Source organism: Clostridium sp. AWRP (assembly GCF_004006395.2).
In the GTDB taxonomy this organism is placed as follows: domain Bacteria; phylum Bacillota; class Clostridia; order Clostridiales; family Clostridiaceae; genus Clostridium_B.
In genome coordinates, this window is the sequence record NZ_CP029758.2 from 525677 (window position 1) to 544773 (window position 19097).

General features: G+C 30.4%; 15 protein-coding genes and 1 riboswitch. All 15 genes read left to right on the forward strand.

Features of this window, described 5'->3' with window-relative positions:
- Position 1 precedes the first annotated feature (1 nt).
- The 15 genes from DMR38_RS02410 (at position 2) to DMR38_RS02480 (ending at position 18838) form a co-directional block, all read left to right on the forward strand.
- On the forward strand, positions 2–1798 hold the full coding sequence (locus tag DMR38_RS02410) for an asparagine synthase-related protein (RefSeq protein WP_127719835.1): 1797 nt from the start codon (positions 2–4) through the stop codon (positions 1796–1798).
- A gap of 15 nt (positions 1799–1813) precedes the next feature.
- A complete protein-coding gene (locus DMR38_RS02415) occupies positions 1814–3265 on the forward strand; it encodes a hypothetical protein (protein WP_175412902.1) in 1452 nt (483 codons plus the stop codon).
- 3 nt (positions 3266–3268) lie between these two features.
- The gene (pseB, locus tag DMR38_RS02420; protein WP_127719837.1) at positions 3269–4327 is read left to right on the forward strand and encodes a UDP-N-acetylglucosamine 4,6-dehydratase (inverting); all 1059 of its coding nucleotides are present in this window, start codon (positions 3269–3271) and stop codon (positions 4325–4327) included.
- 16 nt (positions 4328–4343) lie between these two features.
- Positions 4344–5534, forward strand: a complete 1191-nt coding sequence (gene pseC / locus DMR38_RS02425) for a UDP-4-amino-4,6-dideoxy-N-acetyl-beta-L-altrosamine transaminase (protein WP_127719838.1) — start codon at positions 4344–4346, stop codon at positions 5532–5534.
- Between the two features lie 8 nt (positions 5535–5542).
- Positions 5543–6727 (forward strand): GNAT family N-acetyltransferase, encoded by a 1185-nt coding sequence (locus tag DMR38_RS22615; protein ID WP_127723862.1) that lies wholly within the window; start codon positions 5543–5545, stop codon positions 6725–6727.
- A 7-nt stretch (positions 6728–6734) separates the two neighbouring features.
- On the forward strand, positions 6735–7787 hold the full coding sequence (gene pseI / locus DMR38_RS02435) for a pseudaminic acid synthase (RefSeq protein ID WP_127719839.1): 1053 nt from the start codon (positions 6735–6737) through the stop codon (positions 7785–7787).
- Positions 7788–7796: 9 nt separating this feature from the next.
- The gene (pseG, locus tag DMR38_RS02440; protein ID WP_127719840.1) at positions 7797–8798 is read left to right on the forward strand and encodes a UDP-2,4-diacetamido-2,4,6-trideoxy-beta-L-altropyranose hydrolase; all 1002 of its coding nucleotides are present in this window, start codon (positions 7797–7799) and stop codon (positions 8796–8798) included.
- A gap of 42 nt (positions 8799–8840) precedes the next feature.
- Positions 8841–10271 carry an oligosaccharide flippase family protein gene (locus DMR38_RS02445; protein WP_127719841.1) on the forward strand — a complete coding sequence of 477 codons (1431 nt, stop codon included), beginning with the start codon at positions 8841–8843 and terminating at the stop codon, positions 10269–10271.
- A gap of 52 nt (positions 10272–10323) precedes the next feature.
- Positions 10324–11691 (forward strand): mannose-1-phosphate guanylyltransferase/mannose-6-phosphate isomerase, encoded by a 1368-nt coding sequence (locus tag DMR38_RS02450; RefSeq protein ID WP_127719842.1) that lies wholly within the window; start codon positions 10324–10326, stop codon positions 11689–11691.
- A 315-nt stretch (positions 11692–12006) separates the two neighbouring features.
- A complete protein-coding gene (gene rfbB, locus DMR38_RS02455; RefSeq protein ID WP_127723864.1) occupies positions 12007–13062 on the forward strand; it encodes a dTDP-glucose 4,6-dehydratase in 1056 nt (351 codons plus the stop codon).
- 254 nt (positions 13063–13316) lie between these two features.
- Positions 13317–14219 (forward strand): glucose-1-phosphate thymidylyltransferase RfbA, encoded by a 903-nt coding sequence (rfbA, locus tag DMR38_RS02460; RefSeq protein WP_127719843.1) that lies wholly within the window; start codon positions 13317–13319, stop codon positions 14217–14219.
- On the forward strand, positions 14216–15103 hold the full coding sequence (gene rfbD / locus DMR38_RS02465) for a dTDP-4-dehydrorhamnose reductase (protein ID WP_127719844.1): 888 nt from the start codon (positions 14216–14218) through the stop codon (positions 15101–15103). The genes rfbA and rfbD overlap by 4 nt, the downstream gene beginning before the upstream one ends.
- A 200-nt stretch (positions 15104–15303) precedes the next feature.
- Positions 15304–15870, forward strand: a complete 567-nt coding sequence (gene rfbC / locus DMR38_RS02470) for a dTDP-4-dehydrorhamnose 3,5-epimerase (protein ID WP_127723866.1) — start codon at positions 15304–15306, stop codon at positions 15868–15870.
- Positions 15871–16515: 645 nt separating this feature from the next.
- Entirely contained in the window at positions 16516–17883 is a 1368-nt protein-coding gene (locus DMR38_RS02475; RefSeq protein WP_175412903.1) for a GGDEF domain-containing phosphodiesterase, read from the forward strand.
- 68 nt (positions 17884–17951) lie between these two features.
- Positions 17952–18035, forward strand: a riboswitch (cyclic di-GMP riboswitch).
- 53 nt (positions 18036–18088) lie between these two features.
- The gene (locus DMR38_RS02480) at positions 18089–18838 is read left to right on the forward strand and encodes an A24 family peptidase (RefSeq protein WP_127719846.1); all 750 of its coding nucleotides are present in this window, start codon (positions 18089–18091) and stop codon (positions 18836–18838) included.
- Positions 18839–19097: the final 259 nt, after the last annotated feature.

The following is a 19097-nucleotide window of genomic DNA, read 5'->3' on the forward strand; positions in this document are numbered from 1 at the left end:
CTTGGATATAGGATTACAGGATAATTTATTCTTTCTAAATTCTTATGATAGCAATGTAGAATTAGATGGTAAGTTTATTGAAGAACAATATAATTTTAGTAATATAAAAAAAGATAAGTATAATATATATTTCACTAAAACAGTTGAATATTTTAAACATAAGGATAGATATGAAATCCTGTTTTTTTCCAAGAGCAAGTATGACATAAGAAAATTATTTGAAAATTTAAGCTTTATAGATATGAGTGTTTGTAAAGACTTATTTAATTCTTTATTATATAAGATTGACTATGCGGTTATTATCATAGATAAAGTAGAGAATAAAATATATAGTTTCAGAACACCAAATGGTGTTGTACCTATGTATTATTTTTATAAAGATGGTACATTGGTTATGTCAATGCATGTTCATAGTATTGCAAAGGCTATTAAAAGGGTTGAAATTAGTGATTTTTCAATTGAACAGTTGTATGTAATGGATTGTTTAATGGAGCCATATACATTATATGAAGGTGTTTATGAAATAGGCAGAACATATATTTATGAATTTGACTTAAACAATAATTCTTTAAAAAAAGAAAAAGTGTATAGCTTTAAATATGAAATCAACAAAAATATCAGTTTGGAAGAATCCATATCAACGTTAAAAAATGAAATAATAAAATCTCATCAAAAACGAGTAGGCTCAATTAACGGAATAATGTTGTCAGGTGGTATAGATTCTAATGTTATGTGTTATGCCTTAAAAAATTGCACAACCAGTTCATTGGAGTCGTTTAATGTATCAGTGAAAAACCAAAAAAATAGTGAAGCTCCATATGCTAAAAAAGTAGCAGATTATTTTGGATTAAAGCATAGGGAGGTGTTAATAGATCCATCTGATATTAATGAAAAAATATTGGAGGATATAATAAACCTCAATTTTCCTTACTGGGGTGTAATGTATATAGGAAGTATTTTTAAATCATTAAAACTAAAGGGATACAATGTATTTACAGGTCAGGACACAAGACTGCACACACCATACGTTAATATTTTAGATGATATGATATTTAAAAATAAGATCAATTCTAAAGCAGTTCCTTTTTTGGGTAAAAAGCTTGCACCTTTAAAATTTAATAAAAAAATTACAAGAGCTCTGGAGAGATGTAAGGATGCTGAACATATGGAGAAATATTTGATTAAATATTTTTTACATTGCTCAATAGATAACAATAATGTAAACAGTATGTTGGAACAAGAGATAAAAGAGAATATAGAATATGAAAAGTTAAGCTATCAGGAGTTATTTAATGAAATTACCTGGCTAAGATGGGGGCAGCAGTACACAGATGACATTAAATATATGGATAGTCTATGCAGTCACTACTATAATACATGCCAATTTCCTTTTTATGATATTAAATTGGCAGAAGTCAGTGCTTCCATACCATTTAAATATTCCAACAAGAGATATATTGGCAAATCAGGGTTTGGAAATGGATTTACAATAAATAATAAATATTTACTGATGAGAATGTTAAAAGATGAAAATGTGCCTATTAATTTAGCAGGAAGAAAAAAAGCAGTTTCCAGTACAATTCATTTATATTTTAACGATCAATTTGGAAAGATAGTAAAAGACAGATTAAATGGGAGCACGCTATTAAATAATCCGGCAGTCATCAATTTAGGACTAGATAAGCTAATAAGTCAATTCTGCAGTGAAGATAGAATTTATGGTGATATGGACTATAGTTATTTGATAAAAATATACAATGTATTTGTTTTAGATGTTTTGAAAAGTTATATAAAATAGATGGATGTGAGTAAATTGAAAATTTTATATTTAACTAAGCAGGCACCCAAAAGAGAATATACTATTTCTAAAGAAATATTGTCTGATAATGACAACAGTTTTGTTGACAGTTGTGTGTTTAGTTACCGCAACTATTTAGATGTCTATGAATTAAATGAGAAAGAGAGGGTATTTAGAAATATATATGACTTTACAGAATTTTGCAAGACTTACGCGGAAGAGAATGTAAATATAGATGATGAACTGTATAAATTTGAATTAAATTATAATATACCAATAAATGAGGTTTTATATGCCGACAGGCTTATAATAAACTACAGTGAAAATCATAGAAAACAAATTATATATATGCTCGTTAAATTTTCTTTGATGCTGCTTGAAAAAACACAATACGAAGTCATTGTAGGTGAGCTTTCTAGTTCAAGTGATTTGATATTTTACTACCTTAGCAAGTATTTTGGAATAAAGTACCTGTTTTTTTGGCATGGCAGAATCAGTAACAAGATGGAGTTTTCAGATGTATTAGGCAGACGTAATGGATTGAAAGAACTTTATATTAATTATAAAAAAAATGGCTTTTCACAAGAGGAAAGAGAATATCTTGATAAATATTTGGAAGAATTTAAAAAACAAACGGCACCCGATTACATGAAATTTAGCAAGCAGACTAAGTTCAAAAATTTATTTAGAAAGTTATATATACAAAATCCTGGAGCTAGATTAAAAAAATATATGAAGTCCTATCAGATAGATTTAAAATATTCCGCAGATCAATCTCCAAAAGTATCTGAAAAAATAAATAAAAGACTCAAAAAAGTTGTGTTCCCAATAAAGTCGCTGTTGCTCAAAAGATACTACGATAATGTGAACTTAAATAAGAAATATTATTTAACACCGCTGCATTATCAACCTGAGTCCTCCACAATGACTTTTGCACCGTACTATTTAAATCAGCTTGCATTTATAGAAAATCTAGCAAAGTCCATACCTGGTGGAACTTATATTTACGTTAAAGAACATCCTGCAATGTTTGCAAATAGGAAGTTGTCATTTTACAAGGAGCTAAAAAAAGTACCTAATATAAAGTTAGTTCATCCTGAATTTAGTATGAATGCGTTAATAGAAAAATCTATGGGAGTAATAACCTTGACAAATACAACAGGATATGAGGCTGTAGTGAAAGATAAACCGGTGTTTGTATTTGGAAATGTGTTTTACAATGAATACGATTACAGCTTTAAATGTAATAATTTTGAGGAATTTAGAGATAATATAATAGCAGCATTAAAAGATTGGGATAAATGTAAGGGCAAAAGGATAACTAATAGAAACTGTTTTATATTAGCCTGTATAAGAAGTTTAAAAGATGGAAATTTAAATAGCCACTTGTTTGATAAAACCTTTTTTAAAGATGAAAATATTAAAAATATAGTTAACAGTATAAAAGATGAAATAATAGGAGGATAATAAATGCTTAATGATAAATCAATTTTAATTACTGGAGGAACTGGTTCTTTTGGAAAAAAGTTTACTGAGATGATTCTACAAAGATATAACCCTAAGAAAATAATTATTTACTCAAGGGATGAATTTAAACAAGATTTAATGAAAAAGAATTTTATGTTAAGATATCCTGATAAAATAAATAAACTTAGGTTTTTTATAGGTGATGTCAGGGATAAAGATAGACTTTATAGAGCATTTAATGGTGTAGACTATGTTATACATGCTGCAGCAATGAAGCAGGTACCGGCCTGCGAATATAACCCTTTTGAAGCAATAAAAACTAATATTCATGGAGCACAAAATATAATAGATGCAGCTTTAGACAGGGGAGTTCAGAAGGTAGTTGCGCTTTCAACAGATAAGTCCGTTAATCCCATTAATTTATATGGAGGTACAAAACTTGTTTCAGATAAGTTATTTATTTCGGCCAATGCTTATTCAGGAGGAAATGAAACTGTATTTTCTGTAGTTAGATACGGAAATGTAGCAGGAAGCAGGGGTTCAGTTATACCTTTCTTTCAGTCTCTAATTGAAAAAGGGATAAAAGAATTACCCATAACTGATTGTAGAATGACGAGATTCTGGATAACCTTAAAACAGGGTGTTGAATTAGTATTTAAGGCATTAGATGAATCAAAGGGCGGAGAAACTTATATATCTAAGATACCTTCTTTTACTATAACTGACTTAGCTAAAGCAATGCTTGATGATGTTGTTATAAAAGAAATTGGCATTAGAGAAGGCGAAAAGTTACATGAAATTATGATAACAAGAGATGATTCAAGAAGCACTTATGAATATGAAAAACATTATATTATCTATCCTCATTTTGATTGGTGGAGTTTTGATAAACATTTTACACCTGGTGGAAAGCTAATAGAAGAAGGATTTGAATATAACTCTGGAAATAACACGCAGTGGCTTACAGTAAATGAGTTGAGACAGGAAATGTATAGATTGGGTATATTTGATGCATATAAAGTCAATGGCATACATTATGGTGAAGTAATATCTACTAAATAGAAAGGGAAGATAATTAATGAATGAATTGGCGATAAATGGTGGAAGGCCAATAAGGAAAACATATTTATCTTATGGAAGACAGGATATAGATGAAGAAGATATAGAATCAGTAGTAAAAGTTTTAAAAGGTGATTTCCTGACCACTGGTCCTTCTGTGGGAGAGTTTGAAAAAAAAGTTTCAGACTATGTAGGGGCAAAGCATGCAGTTGCAGTTGCTAATGGCACTGCAGCACTGCATATGGCTTGCTTTGCAGCAGGGATAAAAAAAGGTGATGAGGTAATAGTATCACCTATAACTTTTGCAGCTTCAGCTAATTGTGTCCTATACTGCGGAGGTACACCTGTATTTGCGGATATAGATCCTAAGACATATAACATAGATCCAAAAGAAATTGAAAAGAAAGTAACAAGCAAAACTAAAGCGATAATTCCAGTAGATTTTACAGGACAATCTGTTGATATAGATGAAATAAAAAGAATAGCAGATAAAAATAATCTTATGATAATAGAAGATTCAGCACATGCTTTAGGTAGTGAATATAAAGGTAAAAAAGTAGGTACAAAGGCACAAATGACAGAATTCAGTTTTCATCCGGTAAAACCTGTAACCAGCGGCGAAGGTGGTATGGTAGTTACGGATGATGATAAATTGTATAAAAGAATGATTCTTTTTAGAAGTCATGGAATAACCAGGGATAAAGATTTGATAACTCATAATGAAGGCCCCTGGTACTATGAACAGATAGATTTAGGTTATAATTATAGGATCACAGATATTCAATGTGCTTTAGGTGCAAGTCAGATGAATAAAATAGATAAATTCACAAACAGAAGAAGAGACATAGTTAAAACATATAATGAAGCTTTTAAAGATATGGATGAAATTACTACTCCTTATGAAGCTGAATTTTCTAACTCAGGGTGGCATCTATATGTAATCAAGTTGAATTTGGAAAAGTTAACTTGTACAAGAAAAGAAATCTTTGAAGCTCTGCAGGCTGAAAATATAGGAGTGAATGTACATTACCTTCCTGTATACTTACATCCTTATTACCAAAAGCTAGGTTATGAAAAGGGGCTGTGCAAAAATGCAGAAGAATTATATGAAAGAATGATAACTATACCATTATTCCCCAAGATGACGGATGAAGATGTATCAGATGTTATAAGTGGAGTTAAAAAAGTAATAAACTATTATAAGAGGTAGTGACTGAAATGAAAGTAGTTTGTATTGTACAGGCAAGGTTTAGTTCTACAAGGCTTCCGGGAAAAGTATTGAAAGAAATTTGTGGTAAAACTGTTCTGGAGCACGATGTAGATAGACTAAGAAGAATAAAAAATTTGGATGAAATAGTAATAGCTACAACCACATTGGAAAAGGATAATGCTATTGTAAAAGAGTGTGAAAAATTAAAGGTAAAATGTTTTAGGGGCTCGGAGGAGGATGTGCTATCCAGGTATTATTATGCTGCTAAGGAAAATAGTGCGGATGTGGTTGTTAGGGTTACATCTGACTGTCCGCTCATAGATAGTGAAGTTGCTGAAAGTATAATTCAGTGCTATATGGAAAATAGAGAAAAATACGATTATGTAAGCAATACTATAGATAGGACTTATCCAAGAGGGTTAGATACGGAGGTATTTAGCTTTTACGCATTGGAGAAAGCTTTTAATGAAGCGGCATCTCAAAGAGACAGGGAGCATGTAACACCCTATATTTGGGATAACGATAATATTTTCAATATTTTTCAATATAAAAATGAAATGGATTATTCAAATTTAAGATGGACACTAGATACAAAAGAGGATTTTAAGTTAATATCAATAATATATGAACAGTTTCAAGGTAGAGATTATTTTGGCATGAATGAAATAGTAAAATTTTTAGAGAAAAACCCTGAAGTAAAAGAAATCAATAAGTGTATAGAACAGAAAAAAATTGATGACAGCTTATTTTTGATACCTGCTGGTGAAGGCCATTGTGATTTAATATATGAATGGGTAAATGAGGATGAGGTAAGAAAAAATTCTTTTGATGATAATGAAATACCCTATGACCAGCATGTAAATTGGTATTTTAAGAAATTGAAGGATCCGGATTGCTTTATTTATTTATTGGCTGATTCCAATAAAAACATAGGAATAGTGAGAATTGAGAAAAAAGGAAATGAAAATGTAGTAAGCTATAGCATATCGAAACAATTTCGGGGAAAAGGTTACGGATATAAGATTTTGGAAAAGCTTCAGGATAAGCTTATGAAAGAAAACAAGAATATTGTACTGACAGGTTATGTTAAGAAAGAAAATATATACTCTGTAAAAATATTTGAAAAATTACATTATGATTTGGTAGAAAATGATGATTATAATATGAAGTTTGAGAAAAATTTAAGCAGGTGAGATTTTAATGAGGAAAAATATAAAAATCAAAAATTTTGAAATCAGTGAAACTAGTAAAACATTTATTATAGGAGAAATCTCAGCTAACCATAATGGCAGTTTTGACAATGCAGTAAAGCTTATATATGCTGCAAAAGATGCAGGAGTAGATGCTGTCAAATTGCAGACATATACTGCAGACACCATAACTATAGATTGTTATAATAAATATTTTCAAATAAAACAGGGTACTTTATGGGATGGAAGAACACTCCATGATCTGTACGAAGAGGCATATATGCCCTGGAAATGGCAGCCTGAATTAAAGAAAATAGCCGAAGAAAATGGTCTTGTTTGCTTTTCTTCACCATTTGATAAAACAGCAGTAGATTTTCTGGAAGATATGGATGTACCGGCATATAAAGTAGCTTCTTTTGAAATTACTGATATACCACTTATTACATATATGGCTTCCAGGGGAAAGCCTATGATAATAGCAGCAGGTATAGCAGAAATCTCAGATATTCAATCAGCTGTAGATGCATGTAAAAAAGTTGGCAATGATCAGATAATTCTTCTTAAATGTACTAGTGCCTATCCTGCTCCATTTGAAGAAGTTAATTTAAAAACTATTCCTAATATGAGAGAAACTTTTGATGTAATAGCGGGTCTTTCCGATCATACGTTAGGTATAGAAGTTCCTATAGCAGCTGTAACACTTGGAGCAAAAGTTATTGAAAAACACATAACACTCTCAAGGGCAGATGGAGGACCGGATGCTGCATTTTCCTTAGAACCACATGAATTAAAAAGTATGGTTCAATCAATTCGAAATACTGAGAAAGCTATTGGAAAAGTCAGCTATGAACTAACAGAAAAGCAGATGAAAAATAGAGCATTTTCCAGATCTTTATTTGCAGTAAAAGATATTAAAGTGGGGGAAACTTTTACAGAGGAAAATGTTAGATCAATAAGACCGGGATTTGGATTACCTCCTAAATACATAGATGATATTTTAGGAAGAACTGCTGGTGAAAATTTACTGAAAGGTACTCCACTGCATTGGGAGTATGTTAAATAGGGTGATTATATGGCTGCAATTGCAATAAGAGCAGATGGTGGCTCTCAAATAGGCATGGGGCATATTATGAGAACATTGGTTTTAGCTAAGGAACTTGCGAAAACTAATGATGTTTTTTATTTATGCAGGATAGATAAACCTTTAAGTGACAGGTATAGTTATGGCATGGAAAAAGTAAAAAAAGAAGGCTTTAAAGTAATTGCTATAGATGAAAATAATGTATTAGGGGAATTAGAAAGGATTCAGTGTGATTGTCTGATAACAGACAGTTATGATGTAGATGAACATTATTTTACTAAAACAAAAGAGTTATTTAAAAAGACGGGATATTTTGATGATATGAATTTATATGATTTTGATGTGGATTTTATAATAAATCAAAATATAAATGCAGAAGATTTAAATTATAATACTGACAAAAGGACAATATTATTTTTAGGGCCTGGCTTTGCTTTATTGAGAGATGAATTTAGAAAGTCAAAAATTAAGAGGGTAAATGAAGTTGTAAAAGATATTTTAATAACTCTAGGTGGGTCAGATTTTAATAACTATACATCAAAAATTTTAGGATTTGTAAAAGAATTACGATACAATTTTCATGTTGTAGTTGGACCATCTTTTAAATATATAGATGAACTTAGTAACTATGAGAAAATGAACAGTAATATTAAATTACATTTTAACACAAATATGAAGGCTTTAATGGATAGGTGTGATGTAGCTATATCAGCCTGTGGAAGCACGCTGTATGAATTGGCAGCTTGTGGAGTTCCTACATTAGGACTCATAATTGCAGAAAACCAAAAGGAGATAGCTAAAAAAATGGAACAAGAAAAATTAATAATCAATTTAGGTCCTATAGATAAATTAAATAGAGAAAAGTTGGTAAATACAGTGGAGGAATTGTGCAGTGATTTAAATAGGAGAAAACAGATGAATTATAACCAGAGTATAGTTATTGATAAAAATGGGGTTGAAAAGCTTTGTAAAAATATTAATGAAATGTTTTAAATAAACATGCTATTATAAAATGGTTAAGGCGGTATAGTAGTAATGAAACTTAAGAAAATTTTTAGTAATGGTAGAATTAATGTCTTATTAAAGTATTCTTCTATTAAATATATAGCATTAATTATTGCATTTTTAAAAGGCATAATTAATGCTGGGGCACTTGGACCTGAATTATTAGGTGTACTCGGTAACCTTCTGCTTGTTTTAAGCTATCTATCCTATTCTAATCTTGGAATATTATATTCCATGAATAGGGAATATGTCATATATGAATCAACTAACGAGAAAGATAAAGCGAGTAAAGTTATTAGTACATCTTTTACGTCATTGTTCATATTGTCAATATTATTAATAGCAGCTGGTATAATTGCTAAATTTACATATAAGGGTAATTTAGGCAATTATATTTTGTTGGTTTTTATTATAGGAATTTTGGAGCAGTATAGAAATTTCTATATTAATTATTATAGGCTGGTTAATAAGGTTAGAAAAATAAATTTTATAGAGCTTATCAATAATGTATTATCATTTGTGTTAATAATCATATCTATAAAATATTTTAAAATATATTCTGTATTAGTAGCTATGTTCACAGCGGATATTGTAGTTTTTATCTATGGTTATAAAAATAGTGAAAAGATTAAACTGGGCATAGATAAAAAAGTTTTAAAAGATTTGATAATAGTTGGAATTCCATTACTTATATACAATTTGGGATTTTATATTCTAACAACAGTTGACAGGTTGATGACAATTAATTTTTTAGGATACAGGGATTTAGGATACTACACATTTTCAAATCAGCTTGTAAATGGGACTATGGTATTCATATCCTCGGTTCTATTTTTATATTATCCTAAAGTTATAAAAAATTTATATATTAATGGAAATAATGATAGAATACAAATTTTAAAAAAAATAGAACAGTATACCAGGTATGTAGAAGTTCTAGGAGTAGTTTTATGCTTAGTAGGCATAATATTAATAAAACCCTTTACCAATATAATTTTACCTAAATATTCTGTAAGTATTGATATATATCGAATATTGGTTTTTGGTGGAGTTTTCAGCGAAATATCTTATTTTGCCAATGTTTTTACCGTATCAAATAAAAAGCAGATATATTCAGTGTATCTACAATGTTTAGCAACTGCAGCAGCAGTCATTCTTAATTATGTTTTCATTAAATCAGGTATGGGGATAATTGGAGTTTCATTGGCAACCTTGATGACCAATATATTGTATTCCATAATGCAGCATTTGATATATCTAAAAATATTGAACTTAAAAATAAGCTTCATAAGGAACACTTTAAAGGTATATCTAAAATTTACATTATTTACAATTACATGTATAGCTATTGGCTTTATGAATATAAATTTTATCTTATATATTGTGATTCTTAGCATTATAACGTTTATTTTATATTATAGGAACTTAAGAAATATGATAATTGATTTGGGAAAGTTATAGTAGTAACAAATGTATTAAATTAGGTAGCTGAATTAAAGGGAGGATTGATGTAATGAAAGTAATAATCCTGGCAGGTGGAAGTGGAACAAGACTATGGCCGCTGAGTCGCGGCAGATATCCAAAACAATTTATTAAGTTGCAAGGTAATAAACCATCCTTATTTCAGGAAACCTTTAAGAGAAGCTTATTATTGGCAAGCTTAGATGATATATATGTAGTAACGAATGAAAAGTATAAATTTTTAGTAATGGGTGAAGTTGAAGAATTAGATTATAAATATAATGAATCTAATATAATTGTTGAACCTGAAGTTAAAAATACTCTCCCTGCAATTTACGCAGGTGTTCATGAAATAGCTAAAAAAGGTAATGATACAGTAGTTGTTTTCCCTTCTGATCATATGATTATAAAAGGTCAGGAATTTGCAAATATTATTAAAAGTTCAGAACCGTTAACTAAAGATTCAATTATAACCTTTGGAATTAAACCGGATAGTCCGAATACAGGATATGGATACATTGCACCGGGAAATAAAAAATTAAATGGATATGAAATAAAAGAGTTTAAAGAAAAACCGGAGTATGAGACAGCTGTTACATATGTTAATGGGGGATATTATTGGAATGCAGGAATATTTATGTTTAATACTGAGATATTTATAAATGAAGTAAAGCTTTATGCTGAGAATATACATAATGCTTTTAAAAGTAGTAATACTATAAAGGAAGCTTTTAGCAAAATAGATGAAAAAATTTCAATGGACTACGGAATTATGGAAAAAAGTAAAAATATTGTAGTTAAACCCGTAGATATAGGTTGGAATGATCTTGGCAGTTTTGATTCTTTTTATGAGGTTTTTGGTAAAGATGAAAATAATAACATATCTCATGCTGATAGTATACTCATTGATTCAAAGGATAATTACATATATTCAGGAAAAGGTAAGTTAGTTGCAGCTGTAGGCATTAATAATTTAATTGTAGTTGATAATAGAGATGCCTTGCTTATTTGTAAAAAAGACCAGTCACAAAAGGTAAAGAAAATTGTAGAGACCTTAAAAGAAAGAAATGACAGCAGGGTAGAATATCATGTCCAAGATTACAGGCCCTGGGGGAATTATAAAGTTCTAGAAGAAGAGAAAAATTCATTTAAAATTAAAAGGATTAAAGTAAGCCAGGGTAAGAAGTTAAGTTGTCAGATTCATTATTATAGAAGTGAGCATTGGATAGTTGTTAAGGGTATGGCAAAAGTTACAATAGATGATATAGAAAAGCTGGTATCTGCAGGAGAAAGCATTTTTATAAAACCAGGACAAAAACACAGACTTGAAAATCCAGGGAAGATACCTCTTGAAATTATTGAAGTTCAGATGGGAGACTATTTAGAAGATGATGATATTGTGAGATTTGATGATGACTGATGTGAAAAGTAAAAATATTGCGAAGCAATTTTTTTAATTAATAGTTAAGAATGAAGAATTAATAGTTAATGTGGATTTTTTTCCGTTACACTACAAAAAATTTTTAATTAAGCTTTTAACCACTCGTTTCGCTAAAGCGAAACAGTGCCGATTTATATAAATTTAAAGATTTTTTGCGATAGCTAAAAATCATCCTTCACTATTAATTCTTCATTATTAATTCTTAACTTGCTAAGCTTTGTTTTGCAAAGTTTTTAAACTGTGAAAGTTAAGTTATATAACTTTAAAGAAGTTAAAAAAGTGAGGGATACCTATATGAAAACATACCTGGTGACAGGAGGAATAGGCTTTATTGGGTCTAACTTTATCCATTACATGTTAAAAAAATACTTAAATGTAAAAATAATAAACTACGATAAACTAACCTATGCAGGTAACCTTGAAAACCTAGAGACCATATCTAAAAATCCTAACTACATATTTATCCAGGGAGACATATGTGACAGGGAAAAACTTCAACAGCTGTTTCAGAAGTATGATATAGACTATGTAATAAATTTTGCAGCAGAATCCCATGTAGACAGGAGTATAAAAGACCCTGAAATTTTTGTAAAAACGAATGTGATGGGGACTGTGGCACTTTTGGATACTGCTAAAAATGCTTGGGGTGTAGAAGGTGGTTTTAAACAGGGGAAGAAATATCTTCAGGTTTCCACAGATGAAGTCTATGGTTCCCTTGGAAATGAAGGATATTTTACGGAAAAAACTCCTCTTGATTCTCACAGCCCTTACTCTTCAAGCAAAGCTTCTGCCGATTTGATGGTAAAGGCATATTTTGATACCTATAAAATGCCTGTGAATATAACCAGATGTTCCAATAACTATGGTCCCTATCAATTTCCAGAAAAGCTTATCCCACTTGTTATAAACAATTGTCTAAGCAAAAGAGATATTCCAGTATATGGTGATGGACTTAACATAAGGGATTGGCTTTATGTAGAAGATCACTGCAAAGCTATAGATAAGGTTATTTATAGTGGTCAGTGTGGTGAAGTATATAACATAGGTGGACATAACGAGAGAACAAACATTCATATAGTTAAAACAATAATTTCATATATACACGACAATGTGGATCCTTCTGTAGATGAAAGTCTTATAAAATATGTAAAAGATAGAAAAGGACATGATAGGAGATATGGCATTGATCCTACAAAGATTAAAGATGAACTCCATTGGTATCCTGAAACAAAATTTGAGGATGGTATAGTGAAGACTATAAAGTGGTACTTAGACAATAAAGATTGGATGGATAATGTGACTTCCGGGGAGTATAAGAAGTACTATGAGAAAATGTACAGAAATAAATAACAAAGTTCAAATATCAAAGAACAAATAATGAAGTTTTCTTGGTTGAGAATTGAGAGTGGAAAGTGGAGAGTTAACGTGGATTTTTTTTCGTTATACTACAAAAAATCTTTGATTAAATTTTTGAAAGCTCGTTTCGCTAAGGCGAAACATTGCCGATTTATATAAATTTAAAAATTTTTTTGTGTTAGCAAAAAATCAACCTTTACTCTCAACTCTCAATTTTCAACTGTCAATTAAAAAAGGTGGTGTTAACTTTGAGAAAGGGCATAATACTGGCCGGTGGATCTGGAACCAGGCTTTATCCAATGACTAAGGCAATATCTAAGCAGATTGTTCCAATATATGACAAACCTATGATTTATTATCCAATTTCTGTGCTTATGCTAGCTGGAATACGCAATATTCTAATTATATCCACACCAAGAGATACAGGTGCTTTTAAAGAACTTTTTGGTGATGGAAGTCAGCTTGGACTTCACTTTCAGTACGAAGTGCAATATGAGCCAAAGGGACTGGCTGAGGCTTTTATAGTTGGAGAAAAATTTATTGGAAATGACGATGTAGTTCTTGTTTTAGGGGATAATGTATTTCATGGATATGGTTTTACAGAAAGGTTAAGGGCGGCTTCAGACAGACATAACTGTTCAACTATTTTTGGATATCATGTAAGCAACCCTCAAAATTTTGGTGTAGTGGAATTTGATGATGATTTCAATGTTATTTCCATAGAGGAAAAACCCTCAAAGCCAAAATCCGATTATGCAGTACCAGGACTTTACTTTTACACAAATGATGTGGTGGACATAGCAAAGAATATCAAACCTTCTTCAAGGGGAGAACTTGAAATTACAGATGTAAACAATGAGTATTTAAAAAGAGGTAAACTTAAAGTAGAGCTCTTTGGAAGAGGAATGGCCTGGCTTGATACTGGAACTCCCCAGGGACTTTTAAATGCTGCTAATTTTGTAGAGGCTGTTCAGACAAGGCAGGGACTTTACATAGCTTGTATAGAGGAAATTGCTTATAGAGAAGGATATATAGATGACAATCAACTGATAAAGTTGGCAGAGCCTCTTAAAAAAGTTGCTTATGGGAAATATATTTTAGAATTGTTGAATAAACAGCATCATTCATATTTTAGGAGTGAATACAATTGAAGATATTGATTACAGGAGGGAAAGGACAGCTTGCTGGGCAGCTTGAAGAAATTTTGGTTATGGGAAAATCTGAAGTAGGAGCACTTGATAAAATTTATTCTGATGCTGAAGTGAGATTGGCCAGCAGGGAAGAACTAGATATAACTAAATTAGATGATGTCAGAGATTTTATGATTGATTATGCTCCAGATATAATTGTAAATTGTGCTGCTTATACCAATGTGGATAAGTGCGAGACTGATTTTCAAAATGCTTTTAAGGTAAATTCTTTAGGAGCTAGAAATTTGGCATTAGCTTCACAGAATACAAAAACAAAACTTGTACATATTTCTACAGATTATGTTTTTAACGGCAGAGGTACTGTCCCTTTTAGGGAATACGATTTACCTGATCCTGTTAGTGTTTACGGAAAGACTAAACTTTTAGGGGAGCAGTATATTAGAGAAAATTGCAGCAGATATTTTATAGTAAGGACATCCTGGCTTTATGGTTTATATGGGAAGAATTTTGTATACACTATACTAAAAGCTGCAAAAGAAAAAGGACATTTAGATGTGGTAAATGATCAGAGAGGTAATCCTACTAATGCTGAAGATCTTGCTTATCACATTTTAAAGCTTGCTCTTACTTGTGAATATGGTATATACCACTGTACTGGCAAGGGTGAGTGCAGTTGGTATGATTTTGCCTGCAAAATTGTGGAGTATGCCGGTATAGACTGCATTGTATCCCCTATGACTTCAGAAAAACTCAACAGGGCAGCTAAAAGACCGGAATTTTCTTCTCTTGATAATATGATGCTCCGGTGCACCGTTGGTAACAATATGAGACAGTGGGAAGACGCACTTAAATCCTTTATTGAAAAACTGTACAAAAATAAATAACAAAGATCAAATATCAAAGAACAAATAATGAAATTTTGCTATAGGTAAAATCAATATAATTATTTTCTGACACAGGAAGAAAACTTTCCACATTTGATATTTGTTATTTGAACTTTCAATTGTGCATTGTGCATTGTGCATTGTGCATTGTGCATTGTGAATTGTGAATTGTGAATTGAACAGGAAGGGATATGATTGAAATAGGTAAATTTAATTTTAAATCAGTAGATATCGAAGGTGTGTACATAATAGAAACAGGTGTTTTTGGGGATAATAGAGGTTATTTTATGGAAACGTATAACTATAATGATTTTAAGTCGGCAGGTCTTGATGAGGTGTTCGTTCAGGATAACAAATCTAAATCTAAAAAGGGTGTTTTAAGGGGACTTCACTTTCAAAAAAATTATTCTCAAGGAAAATTGGTGAGAGTAGAAAAAGGGGAGGTATTTGATGTCGCTGTAGATTTAAGAGAGAGATCCTCTACCTATGGGAAATGGATAGGGGTTACACTATCTGAAGAAAACAGGAAACAATTTTATATCCCAAAGGGATTTGCCCATGGATTTCTAGTTATTTCAGACGAAGCAGAATTTTGCTATAAATGCACTGAGTTTTATCATCCTGAAGATGAAGGTGGTATTATATGGAATGATCCTGATATAAATATAAAATGGCCTCTTGAGGGAATTGACAATATTATTTTTTCTGAAAGAGATAAATTATGGCCTACACTGAAGGAGTGCAAAAATAAAATAAAAAAGTATTGACTTATATAAACGTTTACTATATAATAAAACCAAGAAGAAAGATATAACTTCTTCTAGCAATCCTAACTCGAAAAGAGTACTAAGGAAATTGTTTTAAAGAAGTAGAAAGTTTAAAAAATCAGATATTAATACACTTATTTAGAACGAAAGTAAATATGATTAAATATTCACTGGAGTAAGTTATAAGGAATATCTGAAAAGTACTTGTGGATATTTAATTTGTAAGAATGTTCAACAAGAATGTATGAAATTTGGTAAGTTTAGATTAAAGTATTATGTAATAAAGAAGTATAGTTTTAAAGGTAAGTCTTTTGTTAGAAAGTTAATTAAAGTTTTTTAGAAGTGTGTTTTAAGAAAAATAATAAATTAAATTTTTATAGTGTATTAATACATTGTAATGGTAATTGAAAAAGGGTGATGAATATTCAGGTAAGGTCAGAGTACTCAAAAGAGTTAGGATTTGCTTAACCACCAGTTAGTTATATGATAGCTAATTGGTGGTTTTAATTTTATTTAGAAAAGTTAAAATATGTCTAAATAATCAACTTAAAACTGTAAGTTAATTTAATACAATTAAACTATTAATTTGAATTTAAGTAAAATGTATGATATAATAAGTTATTAAAATATGGAATTAGCTATATTTTGGAGCATTTATCAAAATATAAGGGCGGTGATATATTGTCCATGAAAAAGAATTTCTTACCTTATAATTATGACTTGAATTATTCTATATACAATTTTGATGAATTTATGCATAAATATGTGCAGGAAAAAGATAGCTTCTCAATATGTCTTCTTAATGTGTCTAATTTAGGCTTATGCAATTATATATTAGGGTACAAATATGGCAATGTTTTATTGCATAATATTGTGAACAGGATAAAACTTATTATTAATCAAAAATCATATATTTATAAGTTTGGCGGGAACATATTGCTTATTATAGTACCTAATATAAAATCTAGACGCAGTTCCGTAGAGATTGTAAAAAGAATAATGAAAATAAATGAAGATTTATTTTTATTGGCAGATAAAAAATTTAAATTGGAAATAAAACTTGGGATTTCTTTATATCCCTATGACGATGTGAAGCTTAGTAATGTATTTAAATATGCAAGTATAGCTCTAAATTGTGCAAATAAAGAATGCGGCAGCACATATGAATTTTTTAATGTTAATATGTATGAAAATAATGCTATGGAAGAAAAAATTCGAACTGATATACAGGACGCCCTCATTAATCATGAGTTCATATTATATTATCAGCCACAGGTAAACGTTAACAGCGGTGAGATTTATGGAGTAGAAGCTCTTATCAGATGGAATCATCCAGAGTTTGGGATACTAACACCTTCATATTTTATTGATGGAATAGAGAAAAATGGCGAAATAAATAAAGTAGGCAGAGTGGTCTTTTATATGGCATGCCTTGAGGCAAAAAAACTTCATAATCTTGGATACTCCCATTTAATTATGTCTGTTAATTTGTCTATAAGACAATTTGAAGATGATTTTTTTATTACTTTTATTAAAAATATATTGGAAATAACTCAGGTGAAGCCTGAATATATTAATTTTGAAATAACTGAGAGGACGGCTATTAATTCTACTGAAAAAATTACATCTGCCTTGAGAAATATAAAAGATATGGGAATAAAAATATTTGTTGATGATTTTGGAACTCAATATTCATTTTTAAATTACCTGTACAGTGTGCCTATAGATGGCATAAAAATAGATAGATCTTTTATTAATGGTATAGATAAATCTGAAAAAAAGTTTACTATTGTAAGACATCTTATCAATCTTGCAAAGGACTTAAATTTGGAGGTAGTGGCAGAAGGCATGGAAACGGAACAGCAGCTTAAATGTTTAGAAAAAGCTAATTGCATTAATGTACAGGGTTTCTTTTTTGGAAAACCTCTTAGCTCTAATGATCTTGTAAGTTTTATGAAAACATCAAAATTTGGTAAGCCAGGTAATAGTATTTTTTCAGAAAGTAAAAAATAGAGTACAAAATTTTGAAAACACTTATATTTTTATAAAATTTATGGTAGAATCATAGTAAGTAACTTAATATATTAATGGGAAACAATGAAATACGCACTTTATGTGGGCATCTGGTGTGTATTGAGTTAATGATGCAACCGGCCTTATGATCATAAAATTTTTTTATAATCATAAGGCTTTATTTAACCCTAAAAATGGAGTGCATATGTATATTTATTGTAGTATTATTGTTTTTGTTTTTGGAACCATAATAGGAAGTTTTTTAAATGTATGCATATATAGAATACCAATGCAGGAATCTATTGTGTATCCACCTTCTCATTGTACAAATTGCGGCAGCAGGATTAAGTGGTATGACCTAATTCCTATAGTAAGCTATATTATTTTAAGGGGACAATGTAGAAATTGTGGAGAGAAGATATCTGCAAGATATCCTATTATAGAGTTTACAACTGGTTTATTGTATACTATGCTTTATGTTAAATTTGGAATTAGCATAGATATTGTAAAGTATATTGTATTTATAAGTGTTTTGATTGTGGTAGGAATGATAGATTTGAATACCACGGACATTTATTTTAAAACCACAGTAGTAGGTTTGATTTCTGCATTTATATTTTTAGCAATATATTATTATAACGGTCTGCCTATAAAGACATATGTATATGGAGGTATAGTAGGCGGTGGACTTTTAGCTCTTATCATTCTCATAACAAAAGGTGGTATGGGATGGGGAGACGCAGAAATTTGTACTGTGTGCGGCTTGTTTCTCGGGCTTAAACTTACTTTCCTAATGTTGTTTTTGTCCTTTATTATAGGAGCGACTGCAGGAGTAATACTTATTTTGTCAGGAAAGAAGTCGAGAAAAGATTACATACCTTTTGGACCATTTATTGTAATAGCATCTATTATTACAGTATTTTTGGGGCAAAATATTGTAAGTTGGTATTTATAACAAGAGGACAATGTAAGACATATATTAATTTATAATATGTTATTTTAAATCAACTTTCATAGTTTAAAAATATTGCGACCTAAATGAATTCACAATTCACAGTTCACGATGCACAATTTCGGTAGATTTTTCTCCGCTGTGCTGCGAAAAATTTTAAATTTAAAGCCTCATTGGAGCTTTGATTCAATGGTGCTATATTTTAGATTTTCTGAAGTTTTAACGGAAGAAAATTATCCTTAATTGTGAACTGTGCATCATG